The organism is Pseudomonas sp. NDM (genome assembly GCF_003105095.1).
GTDB lineage: Bacteria > Pseudomonadota > Gammaproteobacteria > Pseudomonadales > Pseudomonadaceae > Aquipseudomonas > Aquipseudomonas moraviensis_A.
In genome coordinates this window covers 1-15714 of sequence record NZ_QETJ01000056.1, presented here as the reverse complement: position 1 = coordinate 15714, position 15714 = coordinate 1, and the positions used below count along the sequence as shown (strand labels likewise).

At 60.5% G+C, this 15714-nt stretch carries 13 protein-coding genes; 10 read left to right on the top strand and 3 right to left on the bottom strand.

The window, feature by feature from the left end; translation table 11 throughout:
- Positions 1-2: 2 nt before the first annotated feature.
- The 10 genes from tcyN to DCO47_RS13750 all read left to right on the top strand — a co-directional run bounded on the left by tcyN (position 3) and on the right by DCO47_RS13750 (position 10250).
- The gene (gene tcyN / locus DCO47_RS13795) at positions 3-752 is read left to right on the top strand and encodes an L-cystine ABC transporter ATP-binding protein TcyN (protein WP_042608565.1); all 750 of its coding nucleotides are present in this window, start codon (positions 3-5) and stop codon (positions 750-752) included.
- Positions 753-1213: 461 nt separating this feature from the next.
- Positions 1214-1978: a hypothetical protein gene (locus tag DCO47_RS13790; RefSeq protein WP_116658280.1), complete on the top strand. Its 765-nt coding sequence runs from the start codon at positions 1214-1216 to the stop codon at positions 1976-1978.
- A gap of 263 nt (positions 1979-2241) precedes the next feature.
- Complete coding sequence (locus DCO47_RS13785; protein WP_116658279.1) at positions 2242-3483, top strand: SfnB family sulfur acquisition oxidoreductase; 1242 nt, start codon at positions 2242-2244, stop codon at positions 3481-3483.
- Positions 3484-3509: 26 nt separating this feature from the next.
- Positions 3510-4703, top strand: a complete 1194-nt coding sequence (locus DCO47_RS13780; protein WP_116658278.1) for an SfnB family sulfur acquisition oxidoreductase — start codon at positions 3510-3512, stop codon at positions 4701-4703.
- Entirely contained in the window at positions 4703-6061 is a 1359-nt protein-coding gene (locus DCO47_RS13775) for an LLM class flavin-dependent oxidoreductase (protein WP_116658277.1), read from the top strand. Before DCO47_RS13780 ends, DCO47_RS13775 begins: the two co-directional genes overlap by 1 nt.
- A gap of 120 nt (positions 6062-6181) precedes the next feature.
- The gene (locus tag DCO47_RS13770) at positions 6182-6991 is read left to right on the top strand and encodes a MetQ/NlpA family ABC transporter substrate-binding protein (RefSeq protein WP_116658276.1); all 810 of its coding nucleotides are present in this window, start codon (positions 6182-6184) and stop codon (positions 6989-6991) included.
- Positions 6992-6993: 2 nt separating this feature from the next.
- A complete protein-coding gene (locus tag DCO47_RS13765) occupies positions 6994-8115 on the top strand; it encodes a methionine ABC transporter ATP-binding protein (RefSeq protein WP_116658275.1) in 1122 nt (373 codons plus the stop codon).
- Entirely contained in the window at positions 8105-8749 is a 645-nt protein-coding gene (locus DCO47_RS13760) for a methionine ABC transporter permease (protein WP_064361607.1), read from the top strand. Before DCO47_RS13765 ends, DCO47_RS13760 begins: the two co-directional genes overlap by 11 nt.
- Before the next feature lie 412 nt (positions 8750-9161).
- Positions 9162-9518 carry a DUF6124 family protein gene (locus DCO47_RS13755; protein WP_042608557.1) on the top strand — a complete coding sequence of 119 codons (357 nt, stop codon included), beginning with the start codon at positions 9162-9164 and terminating at the stop codon, positions 9516-9518.
- A 102-nt stretch (positions 9519-9620) separates the two neighbouring features.
- Complete coding sequence (locus DCO47_RS13750) at positions 9621-10250, top strand: bifunctional 2-polyprenyl-6-hydroxyphenol methylase/3-demethylubiquinol 3-O-methyltransferase UbiG (protein ID WP_173867422.1); 630 nt, start codon at positions 9621-9623, stop codon at positions 10248-10250.
- Positions 10251-10347: 97 nt separating this feature from the next.
- Here the strand turns inward: DCO47_RS13750 and DCO47_RS13745 are convergent, their stop codons facing one another.
- Genes DCO47_RS13745 through DCO47_RS13735 form a run of 3 tightly spaced genes read right to left on the bottom strand, consistent with a single transcriptional unit; the run spans position 10348 to position 15562 of the window.
- Positions 10348-13401 carry an efflux RND transporter permease subunit gene (locus DCO47_RS13745; protein ID WP_065615350.1) on the bottom strand — a complete coding sequence of 1018 codons (3054 nt, stop codon included), beginning with the start codon at positions 13399-13401 and terminating at the stop codon, positions 10348-10350.
- On the bottom strand, positions 13398-14462 hold the full coding sequence (locus tag DCO47_RS13740) for an efflux RND transporter periplasmic adaptor subunit (protein WP_064361609.1): 1065 nt from the start codon (positions 14460-14462) through the stop codon (positions 13398-13400). The genes DCO47_RS13745 and DCO47_RS13740 overlap by 4 nt, the downstream gene beginning before the upstream one ends.
- The gene (locus DCO47_RS13735; protein WP_064361610.1) at positions 14459-15562 is read right to left on the bottom strand and encodes an efflux RND transporter periplasmic adaptor subunit; all 1104 of its coding nucleotides are present in this window, start codon (positions 15560-15562) and stop codon (positions 14459-14461) included. Before DCO47_RS13735 ends, DCO47_RS13740 begins: the two co-directional genes overlap by 4 nt.
- Positions 15563-15714: the final 152 nt, after the last annotated feature.

The following is a 15714-nucleotide window of genomic DNA, read 5'->3' as shown; positions in this document are numbered from 1 at the left end:
CGATGATTGTCGTGGAAAAACTGACCAAGCAATTCAAGGGTCAGGTCGTGCTCAACGGCATCGACCTTGAGGTAAAGGAAGGCGAAGTCGTCGCGATCATCGGCCCCAGCGGCTCGGGGAAAACGACGTTCCTGCGCTGCCTGAATTTCCTCGAAGAACCCACCAGCGGCCGGATCAAGGTCGGCGATATCGAAATCGATACCGGCCGCCCGTTGAACCAGCAACAGAGTCTGGTGCGTAACCTTCGTCAGCACGTCGGTTTCGTGTTCCAGAACTTCAACCTGTTCCCCCATCGCACTGCCTTGGAAAACGTCATCGAAGGCCCGATCGTGGTCAAGAAGATGCCGCGCGACCAAGCCGTTGCGCTGGGCAAGAAGCTGCTGACCAAGGTTGGGCTCGCCGGCAAAGAGGATGCTTATCCGCGTCGTCTCTCCGGTGGCCAACAGCAGCGCGTGGCGATCGCCCGGGCGCTGGCGATGGAGCCGGAAGTCATCCTCTTCGACGAACCGACCTCAGCGCTCGATCCGGAACTGGTTGGCGAGGTGCTGGCAACCATTAGAGGACTTGCGGAAGAAAATCGCACCATGGTGATTGTCACCCATGAAATGGGATTCGCCCGTGACGTGGCCAATCGTGTGGTGTTTTTCGACAAGGGCGTAATTGTCGAGCAAGGTGAAGCGAAAGCACTGTTTGCCAACCCGAAAGAAGAACGCACCCAACAGTTTCTCAGCAAGTTCCTGAATCACGCCTGAGAACTTTCTCTGCAATAGCTCTTAACTTCCACGGATGGAAGTTAGCTTTTCTCTCCCGCACTTGTACCTTTCAGATATTTATTATCAGCGCACGCAAGATACATTGCGCAATGCATGCATTCATCCTTGAGTCATCGCATCCCTATACGTTTGCTCAAGCATAAACCCGCACAAAACGCAGCGGAATCGGCGTTTTTCTGTAGCTGCTTTCGCCACTCCGCCGAGGCACAGTGCCTCAATGGCGTAGGAGATTTCTGATTAACTTGTAATTCACGGATTAACTAACCCCGTCTATTGACACCCCTCTCTGCAGACTTTTATCTAGTCGGCAACCGGCGCCACTTAGTTCAAAAAAACCAAATCAATACTGAGCAAAATACTTGTCACTTTATTGCCAGTTGATTCGCGCCTTTTGTTTTCCAGAAACGGATTTCGCTGCAAGACTTCAAGGAGAGAAACCGATGACCCGCACTTCGCACACCCCCGAACTTGCAGCGCCAACGCTGGCATGCGCACAGACAACCGGCGTCAACCTGGCGACAGCCGCTCACCTGCTGGTCAATGTGCCGCCCTACCCTGGCATGGACGATGGCGACCTGATCGAGCTGTTCTGGAACAAGTGTTATGTCGCTTCCAAAGTCCTCAGCGCGGCCGATGTCGGCGCGCCCGTCAGCCTGCGGGTGCCGGAGAGTTTCATCGCCAACGGTACCGCCCGCATTCACTACCGCGTAATGCAGGTCGGCCAAGGCCCCGCCCTGTCCTCAGCGACCCGGGTGCAGGTCAAACTTGATTGCCCTGGTGGCCAGCCCACTGGGCAGTGCGACGACGAAAATCAGCAACTGGCACCGGTGATCATCCCGGAGGCGATTCGCCGTCAGGGCGTAAACCCCAACCAGATCAAACGCGGCGTGCCGCTGACCATCGAACCCTATCTGAACATGGCTGAAGACGACGCCATCACCCTGCGCTGGGGCGATGTGCGCATGGATCTGGCGCCGGTCACGGCGGCCGACGTCGGGCTGCCGATTCAGGTGTGGGTGCCACCGGCAGTCATCGTCGAAGCGGGCGAAGATCTGCGACTGGACGTGACCTATTGCATCCTCGACCGGGTCGGTAACAACTCGCGCTGGGCGCCGCCGCGCACATTGAAAATCGGCTGCGTGAATCCGTATGTGAAAGTCCCGTTGAAGCCCGAATTCAAGGCCGCCGAATCGCGCACCAAGTGAGCCCTGGTCAGGATGGGAGGTAAGTTACCTCTCACCTGAAAATCGGCAACCAACGCTGACATCCCCCCTTCTATGCATATTCCTAAAAGTTAGTTTATTTAATTTTTATACGCGCTTAGGGTATATGAACCGGACCACCGGACATTCTTTCAATCGTCGCGCTTCGCGGCGTTTTTCATGAGATGTGAGGTAGGTATGGTCCGGAACACAATCACCCCAGTGCAGATCGCCAGGGCATTGCGTGCAGCCAGGGAGCGGCACTGATGTCCAGTCTTGCAGATGCAAACGTGCAGTCCGATCTGGACATCGCCCCGCTGTTGTTGCCCGCGCAAGTACTGCGCAACGACGCTCAAGCGATCAAGGCCGCCCATGACCTGGCGCAGGTTGCCCGCGTGCAGGCGGCCAAACGCGACCGCCAGCGCAAGCTGCCGTGGTCGGAAATCGAACAGTTCACCCGCAGCGGTCTGGGCAGCATTGCCATTCCCCGTGAATACGGCGGCCCTCAGGTTTCCTTCGTCACGCTGGCCGAAGTATTCGCGATCATTTCCGCCGCCGACCCGGCGCTCGGGCAGATTCCGCAGAACCAGTTCGGCATCATCAATCTGGTGCTCGGCAGCGCCACCGAAGCGCAGAAAAAGCAGCTGTTCCAGAGTGTTCTGGAAGGCTCGCGCATCGGTAATGCCGGCCCGGAACGTGGCACAAAAAATACTCTGGAACTGAAAGCGCGCATCACCGCCGATGGCGACGACTACGTGATCAACGGCCAGAAGTTCTACTCCACCGGTGCCCTGTTTGCGCACTGGGTCGCGGTGAAAGCGCTCAACGATGACGGCAGGCAAGTGCTGGCTTTCGTCCGTCGCGGCACACCGGGTTTGCGCATCGTTGATGACTGGTCGGGCTTCGGCCAGCGCACCACCGCCAGCGGCACGATTTTGCTGAACAACGTGCGCGTCGAGTCGAGCCTGGTCATCGACAACTGGAAGATCAACGAGAAGCCGAACACCCAAGGCGCAGTGTCGCAGCTGATTCAAGCGGCGATCGATGCCGGCATCGCCCGTGGCGCCATCGACGACGCCATCGACTTCGTCAAAACCCGCGCGCGGCCATGGATCGATGCCAAGGTCGAGCGCGCCAGCGATGACCTCTACGTGATCGCCGATATCGGCAAGCTGAAAATCGAACTGCACGCCGCCGAAGCACTGCTGCGCAAGGCCGGCAAAGTACTCGATCAGGTCCACGCCGCACCGCTGACTGCCGAATCGGCCGCACGCGCGTCTATCGCCGTGGCCGAAGCGAAAGTGCTGACCACCGAAGTATCGCTGCTGGCCAGCGAAAAGCTGTTCGAACTGGCGGGCAGTCGCGCGACCCTTGCCGAATTCAATCTCGACCGCCACTGGCGCAACGCACGCGTGCACACCCTGCACGACCCGGTGCGCTGGAAATATCACGCGGTCGGTGCTTATCGCCTCAACGGCACCTTGCCGGCTCGCCATTCCTGGATCTGAGACGACCAGACATCTGGAGGAAAAACATGACGCTTTCCCATCACGTCGCGGTCATCACCAGCGATGAGCAAGCCCTGATCGTCGCCAGCGACCTGGCCGAAGACTTCAAGCGCGACAGTGCCCTGCGCGACCGCGAACGCCGCCTGCCATTGGCGGAGCTCGAAGTGTTTTCCCGCTCCGGTTTGTGGGCCATCAGCGTGCCGAAAGAATACGGCGGCGCTGGCGTATCCAACGTCACCCTGGCCACAGTCATCGCGCTGATCGCCCAGGCCGACGGCTCGCTGGGACAGATTCCGCAGAACCATTTCTACGCGCTGGAAGTGCTGCGCGTGAATGGCAGCGACGAACAGAAACAGCGCCTGTACGCCGAGGTACTCGCCGGGCAACGCTTCGGCAATGCCTTGGCAGAACTGGGCACCAAAACCGCACACGACCGCGTCACGCGCCTCACCCACGACGGCGAGGGTTATCGCATCAACGGTCGCAAGTTCTACTCGACCGGGGCGATTTACGCGCAGCGCATCCCGACGTCGGTAGTCGATGAAAACGGCGTGCAGCAACTGGCCTTCGTCCCGCGTGAGAGCAAAGGCCTGACGGTGATCGACGACTGGAGCGGCTTCGGCCAGCGCACCACCGGCAGCGGCTCGGTGGTGTTCGAAGATGTGTATGTGGCGGCTGAAGACGTGCTGCCGTTCCAGAGCGCTTTCGAGCGCCCGACCACCGTCGGCCCGCTGGCGCAGATTCTTCACGCCGCCATCGACACTGGCATTGCCCGCGCCGCTTACGAAGATGCGTTGCACTTCGTGCGCAGCAAGACCCGTCCGTGGATCGATTCCGGCAACGACAAAGCCACCGAAGATCCGCTGACGCTGAAGAGCTTTGGCCACTTGAGCATTCGTCTGCACGCCACCGAAGCCTTGCTCGAGCGCGCCGGCGAATTCCTTGATGCCGCGCAAGCTGAAACCAATGCTGACACTGTCGCTGCCGCATCGATCGCGGTGGCTGAAGCACGCGCAATCAGCACGGAAATTTCCCTCGCCGCTGGCAGTACGCTGTTCGAACTCGCCGGCAGTCAGGCGACGCTGAGTGAGCACGGCCTCGACCGGCACTGGCGCAACGCTCGCGTGCACACCCTGCATGACCCAGTGCGCTGGAAATATCACGCGGTGGGCAACTACTACCTCAATGACGAAAAACCGCCATTGCGGGGGACCATCTGATGGCCGTCGCGAAAAAGAAGATCCTGCTCAATGCGTTCAACATGAACTGCATCGGCCATATCAATCATGGCCTGTGGACGCATCCGCGCGACACCTCGACCCGCTACAACACCATCGAGTACTGGACCGAACTGGCGCAGCTGTTGGAGCGCGGATTATTCGATGGCTTGTTCATCGCTGATATCGTCGGCGTCTACGACGTCTACCAGAACTCGGTGGACGTGACGCTGAAGGAGTCGATCCAGTTGCCGGTCAACGATCCGCTGCTACTGGTTTCGGCGATGGCCGCTGTCACCAAAAACCTCGGCTTCGGCCTGACCGCCAATCTCACTTACGAACCGCCGTATCTGTTCGCTCGACGCATGTCCACGCTCGATCATCTGAGTCGCGGCCGGGTCGGCTGGAACATCGTCACCGGTTACCTGGACAGCGCTGCCAAAGCCATGGGTCTGCGCGAACAGGTCGAACACGACCGTCGCTATGACCAGGCCGAAGAATATCTGCAGGTGTTGTACAAACTCTGGGAAGGCAGCTGGGAAAACGGCGCGGTGCTCAATGACCGGGAGCAGCGCATCTACGCCAACCCGCAAAAAGTGCACAAGGTCGAGCACAGGGGCGAGTTCTATCAGGTCGAGGGCTATCACCTCTGCGAACCTTCACCGCAGCGCACGCCAGTGCTGTTTCAGGCTGGCAGCTCCGATCGCGGATTGCTCTTCGCCGGGCGGCACGCCGAGTGCGTGTTCATCAGCGGTCAGAACAAACCGTCGACCAGGGTGCAGGTCGATAAAGTCCGCGCCAGCGCGGTCGAGGCCGGGCGCAATCCGCAAGACATCAAGGTGTTCATGGGCCTCAACGTCATTGTCGGTGCCACCGAAGAGGCGGCTTGGGCCAAGCATGCCGAGTACTTGAGTTACGCCAGTGCCGAGGCCGGCGTGGCGCACTTTTCCGCGTCCACCGGCATCGACTTTGCCCAATACGAAATCGACGAACCGATCCAGTACGTGAAGAGCAACGCGATTCAGTCGGCGACGAAAAATCTGCAGAACAACGACTGGACCCGACGCAAATTGCTCGAGCAACACGCCCTCGGAGGCCGCTACATCACCGTGGTCGGCTCGCCCGAGCAAGTGGCGGATGCGCTGGAATCGTGGATCGCCGAAACCGGGCTGGACGGTTTCAACCTGACCCGCATCGTCACCCCGGAAAGCTATGTCGATTTCATCGAACTGGTGATTCCCGAGTTGCAGCGGCGCGGCTCGTACAAGACCGCGTACGACGACGGCACCTTGCGCGAAAAGCTGTTTCACGGGGAGGCGCAGTTGCCCGAGCAACACACCGGTTCCGCGTTTCGCCGCTAAAAGCATCGCGAGCAGGCTCACTCCTACAGGGGAACGCATTCCAAATGTAGGAGTGAGCCTGCTCGCGATGAGGCCATAACAGACACCACACATCTTATGCACTGACTGGAAAAAACCATCATGACCAAGAAACTCCTGTCCCACCCAGTCAAAGCACTGGCCCTGGCCTTCGGCCTGTTCAGCTCGGCTATCTTCGCCGCCGATGCACCGTTGAAAATCGGCACCACCGCCGCGTTTGCCATTCCGCTGGAAGCCGCCGTCGAAGAGGCCTCCAGGCAAGGCCTGAAAGTCGAGCTGGTGGAATTCACCGACTGGATCGCGCCCAACGTCAGCCTCGCCGCTGGTGATATCGACGTGAATTACTTCCAGCACATCCCGTTCCTGGAAAACGCCAAAGCCGCGTCCGGTTTCGATCTGGTGCCGTTCGCACCGGGGATCATCAACAACGTCGGCCTGTATTCGAAGAAATACAAAAGCTTCGATGAGCTGCCCGAAGGCGCCAGCGTCGCCATCGCCAACGATCCGATCAACAGCGGTCGCGGGCTGCAATTGCTCGCCAAGGCCGGGTTGATCACCTTGAAACCGGGCGTCGGCTACAAGGCCACCGAGGACGACATCGTCGCCAACCCGAAGAAGATCAAGATCCTTCAGGTCGAAGCCGTGCAACTGGTGCGCGCGTATGACGACGCCGATCTGGTCCAGGGTTACCCGGCCTATATCCGATTGGCGAAGACCTTCGATGCCGGCTCGGCGCTGCTGTTCGACGGTCTCGATCACAAGGAATACGTGATCCAGTTCGTCATCCAGCCGAAGAGCAAAACCGACCCGCGCCTGATCAAGTTCGTCGACATCTATCAGCATTCGCCAGCCGTTCGCGCGGCGCTGGACAAAGCCCACGGCAAGCTCTATCAGGCCGGTTGGGAAAGCTGAACATGACTGCCGCGATCCAACGGCGACTGGAGCTTCCAGAGCCACACAATGCTGAACAAACCGAGCTGCACCCCGAGTTGAATCGCGCCCACGTACGCTTTATCGGCCTGGGCAAAACCTACAACGGCCGGCAAGGCCCGGTCGCGGCTTTGCAGGGCATCGACCTGGCAATCCAGCGCGGGGAAGTGTTCGGCATCATCGGCCGCAGCGGCGCCGGCAAGTCGTCGTTGATCCGTACGATCAATCGTCTCGAGCAACCGACATCGGGCCGCGTGCTGATCGATCAGGTGGATATCGGCGAGTTCGATGAAGACCGCCTCGTCGCCCTGCGCCGCCGCATCGGCATGATCTTCCAGCATTTCAATCTGATGTCGGCCAAGACCGTCTGGCAGAACGTCGAGTTGCCGCTGAAAGTGGCCGGTGTGCCGAAAGCGCAACGCGAGAACAAGGTCCGCGAACTGCTCGAACTGGTCGGCCTGCAAGGCAAGCACAAGGCATACCCGGCGCAGCTTTCCGGCGGGCAGAAACAGCGCGTCGGCATCGCCCGCGCGCTGGTACATGACCCGGACATTCTGCTCTGCGATGAAGCGACGTCGGCCCTCGACCCGGAAACCACGCAGTCGATCCTCGGCCTGTTGCGCCAGATCAATAAACGCATGGGCCTGACCATTGTGCTGATCACTCACGAGATGGCGGTGATCCGCGAGATTTGCGACCGCGTCGTCGTGCTCGAGCATGGCCATGTGGTCGAGCAAGGGCCGGTGTGGCAAGTGTTCGGCAATCCGCAACACGCAGTCAGCCAGACCCTGCTGGCGCCGCTGCAGCACGCCCTGCCGGAAGAATTGCAAAGCCGTTTGCAGGCGCAATCCACGGCTTCTGATGCGGCGGTGGTGTTGCGTTTGCAGTTCACCGGCAGTGCGGCAGACGAGCCGGATCTGGCCGCGTTATTCGCTGCATTGGGTGGCCGGGTGAAGCTGCTTCAGGGCGGTGTCGAACGGATCCAGGGTCATGCGCTGGGGCAGCTGTTGCTGGCCGTCAGCGGCTCGACTTTCAGCGCCGAACAATTGCGTGAACACGCCGGACACTGGGCGCAACGGGTGGAGGTATTGGGTTATGTGGTTTGATCGCTTGCTGCAGGGTTTTATCGACACCTTTTTGATGGTCGGCGTGTCGTCGCTGATCGCGCTGCTGGTGGGCATTCCCATGGCGGTGATTCTGGTCACCAGCGACAAGGGCGGGATCTATCAAGCGCCGTTGCTGAACCGCGCCTTGGGCGCCTTCGTCAATCTGTTCCGCTCGATTCCATTCCTGATTCTGATGGTCGCCCTGATTCCATTCACCCGCCTGATCGTCGGCACCACATACGGTGTGTGGGCCGCTGTGGTTCCGCTGACAATCGCGGCAACGCCGTTCTTTGCGCGGATCGCCGAAGTGAGTCTGCGCGAGGTCGATCATGGCCTGATCGAAGCGGCACAGGCGATGGGCTGCCGACGCTGGCACATCGTCTGGCATGTACTGTTGCCCGAGGCGCTGCCCGGAATTGTCGGAGGGTTCACTATCACCCTGGTGACAATGATCAACTCCTCGGCGATGGCCGGTGCAATCGGTGCGGGCGGGTTGGGGGATATCGCTTACCGCTACGGCTATCAGCGCTTCGACAGTCAGATCATGTTGACGGTGATTGTCTTGCTGGTGGCGTTGGTGGCGCTGATTCAATTGGGTGGAGACAGGCTGGCGCGAGGTCTGAATAAGCGCTAAGGTCGATAGCGGCAGGTGGCCATCAACCGAGCCGATGTGATCGCACTATTTTGGGCAACGCCTGTAGTTAAAATCAGAAGCTTCCTACATGATTTTTATCGTTTCGCCAGCCCGAACCACGCGGGTTTGCAGGACGATTCCTAGAATAATTTGCCCGCTTGTACCCGAAATATCCCGTAGCTAATCTCCGGTCGTCACTGTTTTGCGGTGACCGGATTCAGTTGTCCGGATTCGCTGGGCGTGCAGTCAGGCCTGACCTCGGCAGAGGCTTTAGCTGTCCGATGTTGGCTGTGCGCAGGGCACTTTCGGGTGCGCCGATAACCGGCGGCCGGCGACTGATCCGCGTGCAGCCGCCGCCCTGCTCGTTTAGTCGCGAAATGGTTGGCTCCCACTTGTAGTCAGGAGTTTACCCATGGAAAAAAATCTTGCCGATCCGCCACTCAGCCTTACCTCAAGCAAGCGGTTCACCGAGGATTTGCTCAAGGATCGCTCCGCACTGTGCCGCGCCGTCGACTCGCATCTGGCTGGCACACAGGTCACGTTGGCGGGACAGAAACGTGTCTACAGCATCAGCGAGGATGTGACGCTGGAGGATGCGCAGTTGTATGTCGCCGATCTGCTGCGCTGCGCTTCGGTGACCGTGCATCAATGCGGTGATCAGCTCGGGGGCGCGGATCGCGCCATGGTGTTCTCGGTCTGGCATCTGCTGGAAATGGCCAAAGCGATGATGGACCGTTCGATCGATTGTCTGGGAGCGAAGCAGCTCTGAAGCCTGGCACCCATCGCCGCCCGCACTGAAGCCAGCGCAGGCGGCGTTTTTTTGCCGGCAAAACAGCTTATAGTCCGCCCTCACATTGCCAATACAGCATCGATCATGAAAACGCCCAGCGACCTCGAACAGATCACCGCCACTACTCTTGGTCACTACAACTCGGTAGCCGAGGATTTCCGTGAGGGCACTCGCGACCACGATGTCAGCCAGAATATCGAAGCGCTGTTGCGCCACATTCAGGCGGAGCCGCCGTTGACCATTCTGGATTTCGGCTGCGGTCCGGGACGGGATTTGCAGACGTTCACGCGCATGGGCCACCACGCGATCGGCCTCGATGGCTCGCAGGAATTCGCGCGCATGGCCCGCGAGGACAGCGGTTGCGAAGTCTGGCAGCAGGACTTTCTGCAACTTGACCTGCCCGCCGCACGCTTCGACGGCATTTTCGCCAATGCCGTGCTGTTTCATGTGCCGTTGCAGGTATTGCCGCAGGTGCTGCGGCAATTGCACGACACCCTGAAACCGGGCGGTGTGTTGTTCAGCTCCAATCCGCGTGGCGACAACCGGGAGGGCTGGAACGGGCCGCGCTACGGCTCGTACCACGATCTCGAGGCCTGGCGCGGTTTGTTGACGGCGGCGGGGTTTGTCGAGCTTGAGCATTATTACCGGCCGGCCGGTTTGCCGCGCGAACAGCAGCCTTGGCTGGCGAGCGTGTGGCATAAATCTTCATAAACCGTTCTGACGCCATCGCGAGCAGGCTCACTCCTACAGGGGACGCATTTCAACTGTAGGAGTGAGCCTGCTCGCGATGAGTGCGCAGCACTCGCTTTTAAGCCGCGTCCTTCTGCGGTTCACGAATCTTGTACCAGGCTACATACAACGCCGGCAGGAACAGCAGCGTCAGCAACGTCGCCACGACGATGCCGCCAATCATCGCGTAGGCCATCGGCCCCCAGAACACTTCCCGCGCAATCGGGATCATGCCCATGCTCGCCGCTGCGGCGGTCAGCAGGATGGGGCGGCGTCGGTGTTCGGTGGCTTCGACCACCGCGTCCCACGGCGCGTAGCCCTTTTGCTCGAACTCATCGATCTGGGTCACCAGGATCACCGAGTTGCGGATGATGATGCCGATCAGCGCAAGAATCCCGAGGATCGCCACAAAGCCCATCGGCGTACCGGTCGGCACCAGCGCCAGCACTACGCCGATCAGCCCCAGCGGGGCGACACTGGCGACCAGGAACATCTTCTGCACGCTGTGCAACTGGATCATCAGGAACGTCGCCATCAGAAACAGCATCAGCGGCAGCACCTTGGCAATCGGCCCCTGGGCCTTGCCGCTTTCCTCGACCGTACCGCCGGTGGCGACCTTGTAGCCGACCGGCAATTTCGACGCAAAAGCGTCGATCGACGGCTTGAGCAATTTCACCAGATCGGTCGGCTGAATCTCGTCGCGCACCGAGGCCTTGATGGTAATGGTCGGCAAGCGATCACGACGCCACACCAGCGGCTGCTCCAGTTCATAGCGCACGGTGGCGAACGCCAGCAGCGGAATCGAGGTGCCGCTCGGCGTGACGATCTGCAGGTTCTGCAGGGTTTCCGGGGTACCGCGCTCGGAGTCCACCGCGCGACCGACCACGTTGATCAGGTAGATGTCGTCATCAACCTGGGTCAACGGCGAGCCGCTGACGATGCTGTTCATCAGGTTGGCGACGTCTTCGGACGACAGCCCGAGTTGCCGCGCCTTGTCCTGGGCGATGTCGATGCGCAGGACTTTGCCCGGTTCGTTCCAGTCGTAAATGATCTCGCCGATGTGCGGGTTCTTGTCCAGTTCGGTGGCCAGATCGATGGCGTGTTTGCGCACCTGATCGACGTCCTTGCCGCTGACCCGGTACTGAATCGGACGCCCCACTGGAGGCCCCATCTCCAGGGCCTGCACGTAGCTGCCGATGCCGACGAAGTCTTTGTGCAGGCGCTCGCGCAAGCGCTGGCTGAGGGCCTCGCGGGCCTCGAAATCCTTGCTGACGATCACCAGTTGCGCGTAGTACGGATTCTGCAATTGCTGATCGAGGGGCAGGTAGAAACGGATCGCGCCCTGACCGATGTAAGTGCTCCAGCGCACGATGTCCGGATCGCCCTTGAGCGTTGCTTCGAGCTTGTCCACCGCTTTGCGGGTTTCATCGATCGAGGCGTTTTGCGGCAGGTTCAGGTCGACGAGAATTTCCGGGCGGTCGGATGCCGGGAAAAACTGGTTCTGTACGAAGCGCATGCAGAACACTGCCAGCACGAACAACAGCACGGTGACGCCGATCGCCCACCAGCGATTGCGCATGGCCCACAGCAGACCGCCGTTGAACGCCCGGCCGACGCGACCCGGCTCGGCATCATGGGCCTTCACCTTGTCGCTGAGGATGTGCACGCCAATCACCGGCGCGAAGAACACCGCCACCACCCACGAGACGATCATCGCTACCGCGATCACCGCGAACAGCGTGAACGTGTACTCACCGGCAGAGCTGGCGTTGAGGCCGATGGGCACGAAACCGGCGACGGTCACCAGCGTACCGGTGAGCATCGGGAACGCCGTCGAAGTGTAGGCGAAGGTCGCCGCCTGCTCTTTGCTCTCGCCCATTTCCAGACGCGTGACCATCATTTCCACGGTGATCATCGCATCGTCCACCAGCAGGCCAAGGGCAATGATCAGCGCGCCGAGGGAAATCCGCTGCATGGTGATGCCGCTGTATTCCATGAACACAAAGACCATCGCCAGCACCAGCGGAATCGAGCAGGCCACCACCAGGCCAGCGCGCACGCCGAGGCTGATGAAGCTCACCACCAGCACGATGATGACCGCTTCGAACAGGGCGCTGGTGAAACCGCCAACGGCCTCTTCCACCACCACCGCCTGATCGGAAACCGTGTGCACGCCAACGCCGACCGGCAGATCAGCGGTGAGCTGGTCGATGCGCTCGTGCAGCGCTTTACCGAACTCCTGAACGTTGCCGCCCTTCTGCATGGCAATCGCCAGGCCGATCGCCGGTTTGCCGTCGAAGCGGAATTCCGGCGTCGCCGGGTCGACGTAGCCACGGCTGATCTCGGCGATGTCGGCCAGACGATAGAAGCGATCATTGAGCTTGAGATTGACCTCGGCGAGGTCTTTTTCTGAAGCGAACTGGCCCGAGGTGCGTACGGAAATCCGCTCTGGCCCCGCCTCGATCACCCCGGCCGGGGTCACGGCGTTCTGCGATTGCAGGCTCTGCACCACTTGGCGCTGGTCGATACCCAGCGCTGCGAGTTTGCGCGTGGAGAAATTCAGGTAAATCGTTTCGTCCTGCTGGCCGACCATTTCGATCTTGCCCAGCCCGGGCACGTTGCGGATTTCGGCGCGCGCCAGTTCCACGTAATCGCGCAACTGGCGCATGGTCAGGCCGTCGGCGGTGAAGGCGTAGACCGAGCCGTACACGTCACCGAATTCATCATTGAATCCCGGGCCCTGAATGCCCTGGGGGAACTGGCCGCGAATGTCGTCGATCTTCTTGCGCACCTGGTACCAGATTTCCGGGATGTCCTTGGCACTGGTGGTGTCACGCAGGTACACGTACACCGTCGATTCGCCGGGGCGCGTGTAGCTTTTCACGTAGTCGAGGGAATCGAGCTCCTCAAGTTTTTTCTCGATGCGGTCGGTGACCTGCTTGAGGGTTTCTTCCTGGGTCGCGCCCGGCCATTTGGTCTGGATCACCATGGTCTTGATGGTGAATGACGGGTCTTCTTCGCGCCCCAGATTGAAGTACGAGAACACCCCCATCAGCAGCCCGACGAACATCAGGTACCACACGAAAGACTGGTGCTTGAGGGCCCATTCGGAGAGGTTGAAAGAGCCTTTCATTGACTGTCCTCGTCAAGTTTTACCGATTGTCCGGGTTTGAGACTGTTGACGCCGGCGCTGACCACGCGTTCGCCGTTTTGCACACCGCCGGCCAGCACCACGCTGTTGTCACCACGGCTGACCACGCTGACCTCACGCGGGTTGACGGTTTTGTTTTGCGTGTCGATCACCCAGATCCGGGTTTTGCCATCGACTTCCTGCAAGGCCGTGAGCGGCAGTTCGATCCGCGGCTTGATCGCCGAGCTGAGGGTCACGCTGATCGCGGTGCCGAGGCGGAAACCGTCCGGCGTATCCGACAACGTCAGACGGGCGCGACGGGTGCGCGTAGCGCTTTGTGCCTGGGGCTCGATCTCGCGGATGATCGCCGTGGTGTTGATGCTCGGGTCCAGTTGCGCGGCCACCGAGAACACCACGTCGCTGGGCAACTGATCGACCAGCGTATCGGGCAGGTCGATCACCGCTTCCTTGATGTCCGGTTGCGCCAGCGTCACCACTTGTTGCCCGGCGGTCACCACCTGCCCGGCCTCGGCGTTCCACGCGGTGACCACGGCTTTGTGATCGGAGCGCAGCTCGGTGTAGCTCAACTGGTCCTTGCTCTGGCTGACCGCTGCGCGTGCCTGATCGAGCGAGGCCTGGGTGGTTTTCAGGTCGGTGTTGGCGACGTCCAGTTGCGCCTGGGCACCGACGCCGCGATCGAACAGCGCTTGCTGACGACGTGCGTTGGCCTGGGCGTTGATCAGTTGCGCCTGGATCCTCGCCAGATCACCTTGGGCCGAACGCAACTGATTCTGCTGGTCGGACGGGTCGAGGGTGGCGAGCAAAGTGCCCTTCTGCACCTCGGCGCCGACATCGACGTTACGCCGGGCGATCCGGCCGCCGACGCGGAAACCGGTGTTGCTCTCGTAGCGCGCCTGAATGCTGCCGGCAAAGCGCCCGAGGCTTTCTTCGTTCAGCGCTTTGACCGTGACCGACAGCACCGGGCGTACCGGTTCCGGTGGTTTTTCCTTTTCCGAGCAGGCGCCCAGCAGCAGCGCCATGCACAACAGGCCGAGACGCTTCATGGCTGCGCTCCCGGTTGCAGATCCTTGTAGGTGTTTTCGGCAATCTCGACTTTCATGCCGGGGTGCAGCAACTGGCCGCCGGCGACGATGACTTTCTCGCCGCCCTTGAGGCCTTCGCTGATGATCACTTTGCCGGTCAGGTAACGACCGACGGTGACCGTATGCAACTGCGCTTCGCCCTTGTCATCGACCAGCCATACCGCCGGGTCGCTGATGTTTTTCGTCAACGCCGACCATGGCAGTTCCACCGCCGATTTGCCGGTGCCTTTGGCGGTGGCGCTCACCACCGAACCGAGCTGCATGCCCGGCGGCAATTTGTCCAGGCTGACCTTGACCTGCACGGTGCCCGACTGCGCCGATACCGAGGGGGTGATTTCGCGCACGGTGCCGGTGGTTTTGATTTCAGGGTTGTCGAGCAGGCTGACCACGATCGAACGATCGGACGGCCGCTCGGCCAGCAGCGATTCGTAGACATTGAACACTGCGTCGCGGTCGCCATCGCGGGCAAGGCTGAAAATCGGTGCGGTGGCCTGTACCACTTGGCCGACTTCAGCCTGGCGCTCGGTGATCACGCCCGGTGCATCGGCGATCAGCGAGGTATAGCTGAGCTGATCCCTGGCGTTGGCCAACTGCGCCTGCGCCGCGCTCAATGCGCTCTGGCTGCTGCGCAGCGCCGCTTGCGCCGAATCGTATTCGCTCTGACTGGTGTAGCCCTTGGGCAGGAGTTTTTGCTGACGGACGAAGGCCGCCGCGGCTTGCTTGACGCGGGCCTGTTCGGCGACGACTTGGGCCTGAGCGGAATCGACGTTGGTCTGCAGATCTTTCGGATCGAGCTTGGCCAGTACCTGTTTGGCCGTGACCCGGTCGCCGACATCGACCATGCGCTGAATGATCTTGCCGCCGACGCGGAACGACAGCTGCGTCTGCACCCGCGCCTGCACATCACCGGTGAGGGTCACCGCTGCGGCGTAGTTGGCCGGTTCGACCGCTTGCACAAAGACCCGTGGCAGGTATTCCTGAGCAGGTTTCTTGTCGCCGCAAGCGGTGAGCAAAGTGAACAGACTCAGCATGACCGCTGTTTTCATTCCGGGACTTGCCATGCAGACTCCTTCCTGTGTACGAACGTGCAAGTGACGATACGACTGTGAGCTTAGAACAGGGTTCAACGTTCGCCTGAGCGATCACAACATTTCCGTGCAGGAGCTGCCGAAGGCTGCGATCTTTGCTTTTTCAAGATCAAAAGATCGCAGCC

Bases quoted from the DNA above. Each gene is read 5' to 3' on its own strand.
- DCO47_RS13760 (WP_064361607.1), top strand. From the start codon at position 8,105: ATGTGGTTTGATCGCTTGCTGCAGGGTTTTATCGACACCTTTTTGATG.
- DCO47_RS13755 (WP_042608557.1), top strand. From the start codon at position 9,162: ATGGAAAAAAATCTTGCCGATCCGCCACTCAGCCTTACCTCAAGCAAG.
- DCO47_RS13765 (WP_116658275.1), top strand. From the start codon at position 6,994: ATGACTGCCGCGATCCAACGGCGACTGGAGCTTCCAGAGCCACACAAT.
- DCO47_RS13790 (WP_116658280.1), top strand. From the start codon at position 1,214: ATGACCCGCACTTCGCACACCCCCGAACTTGCAGCGCCAACGCTGGCA.
- DCO47_RS13775 (WP_116658277.1), top strand. From the start codon at position 4,703: ATGGCCGTCGCGAAAAAGAAGATCCTGCTCAATGCGTTCAACATGAAC.
- DCO47_RS13745 (WP_065615350.1), bottom strand. From the start codon at position 13,401: ATGAAAGGCTCTTTCAACCTCTCCGAATGGGCCCTCAAGCACCAGTCT.
- DCO47_RS13735 (WP_064361610.1), bottom strand. From the start codon at position 15,562: ATGGCAAGTCCCGGAATGAAAACAGCGGTCATGCTGAGTCTGTTCACT.
- DCO47_RS13740 (WP_064361609.1), bottom strand. From the start codon at position 14,462: ATGAAGCGTCTCGGCCTGTTGTGCATGGCGCTGCTGCTGGGCGCCTGC.
- tcyN (WP_042608565.1), top strand. From the start codon at position 3: ATGATTGTCGTGGAAAAACTGACCAAGCAATTCAAGGGTCAGGTCGTG.
- DCO47_RS13780 (WP_116658278.1), top strand. From the start codon at position 3,510: ATGACGCTTTCCCATCACGTCGCGGTCATCACCAGCGATGAGCAAGCC.
- DCO47_RS13785 (WP_116658279.1), top strand. From the start codon at position 2,242: ATGTCCAGTCTTGCAGATGCAAACGTGCAGTCCGATCTGGACATCGCC.
- DCO47_RS13770 (WP_116658276.1), top strand. From the start codon at position 6,182: ATGACCAAGAAACTCCTGTCCCACCCAGTCAAAGCACTGGCCCTGGCC.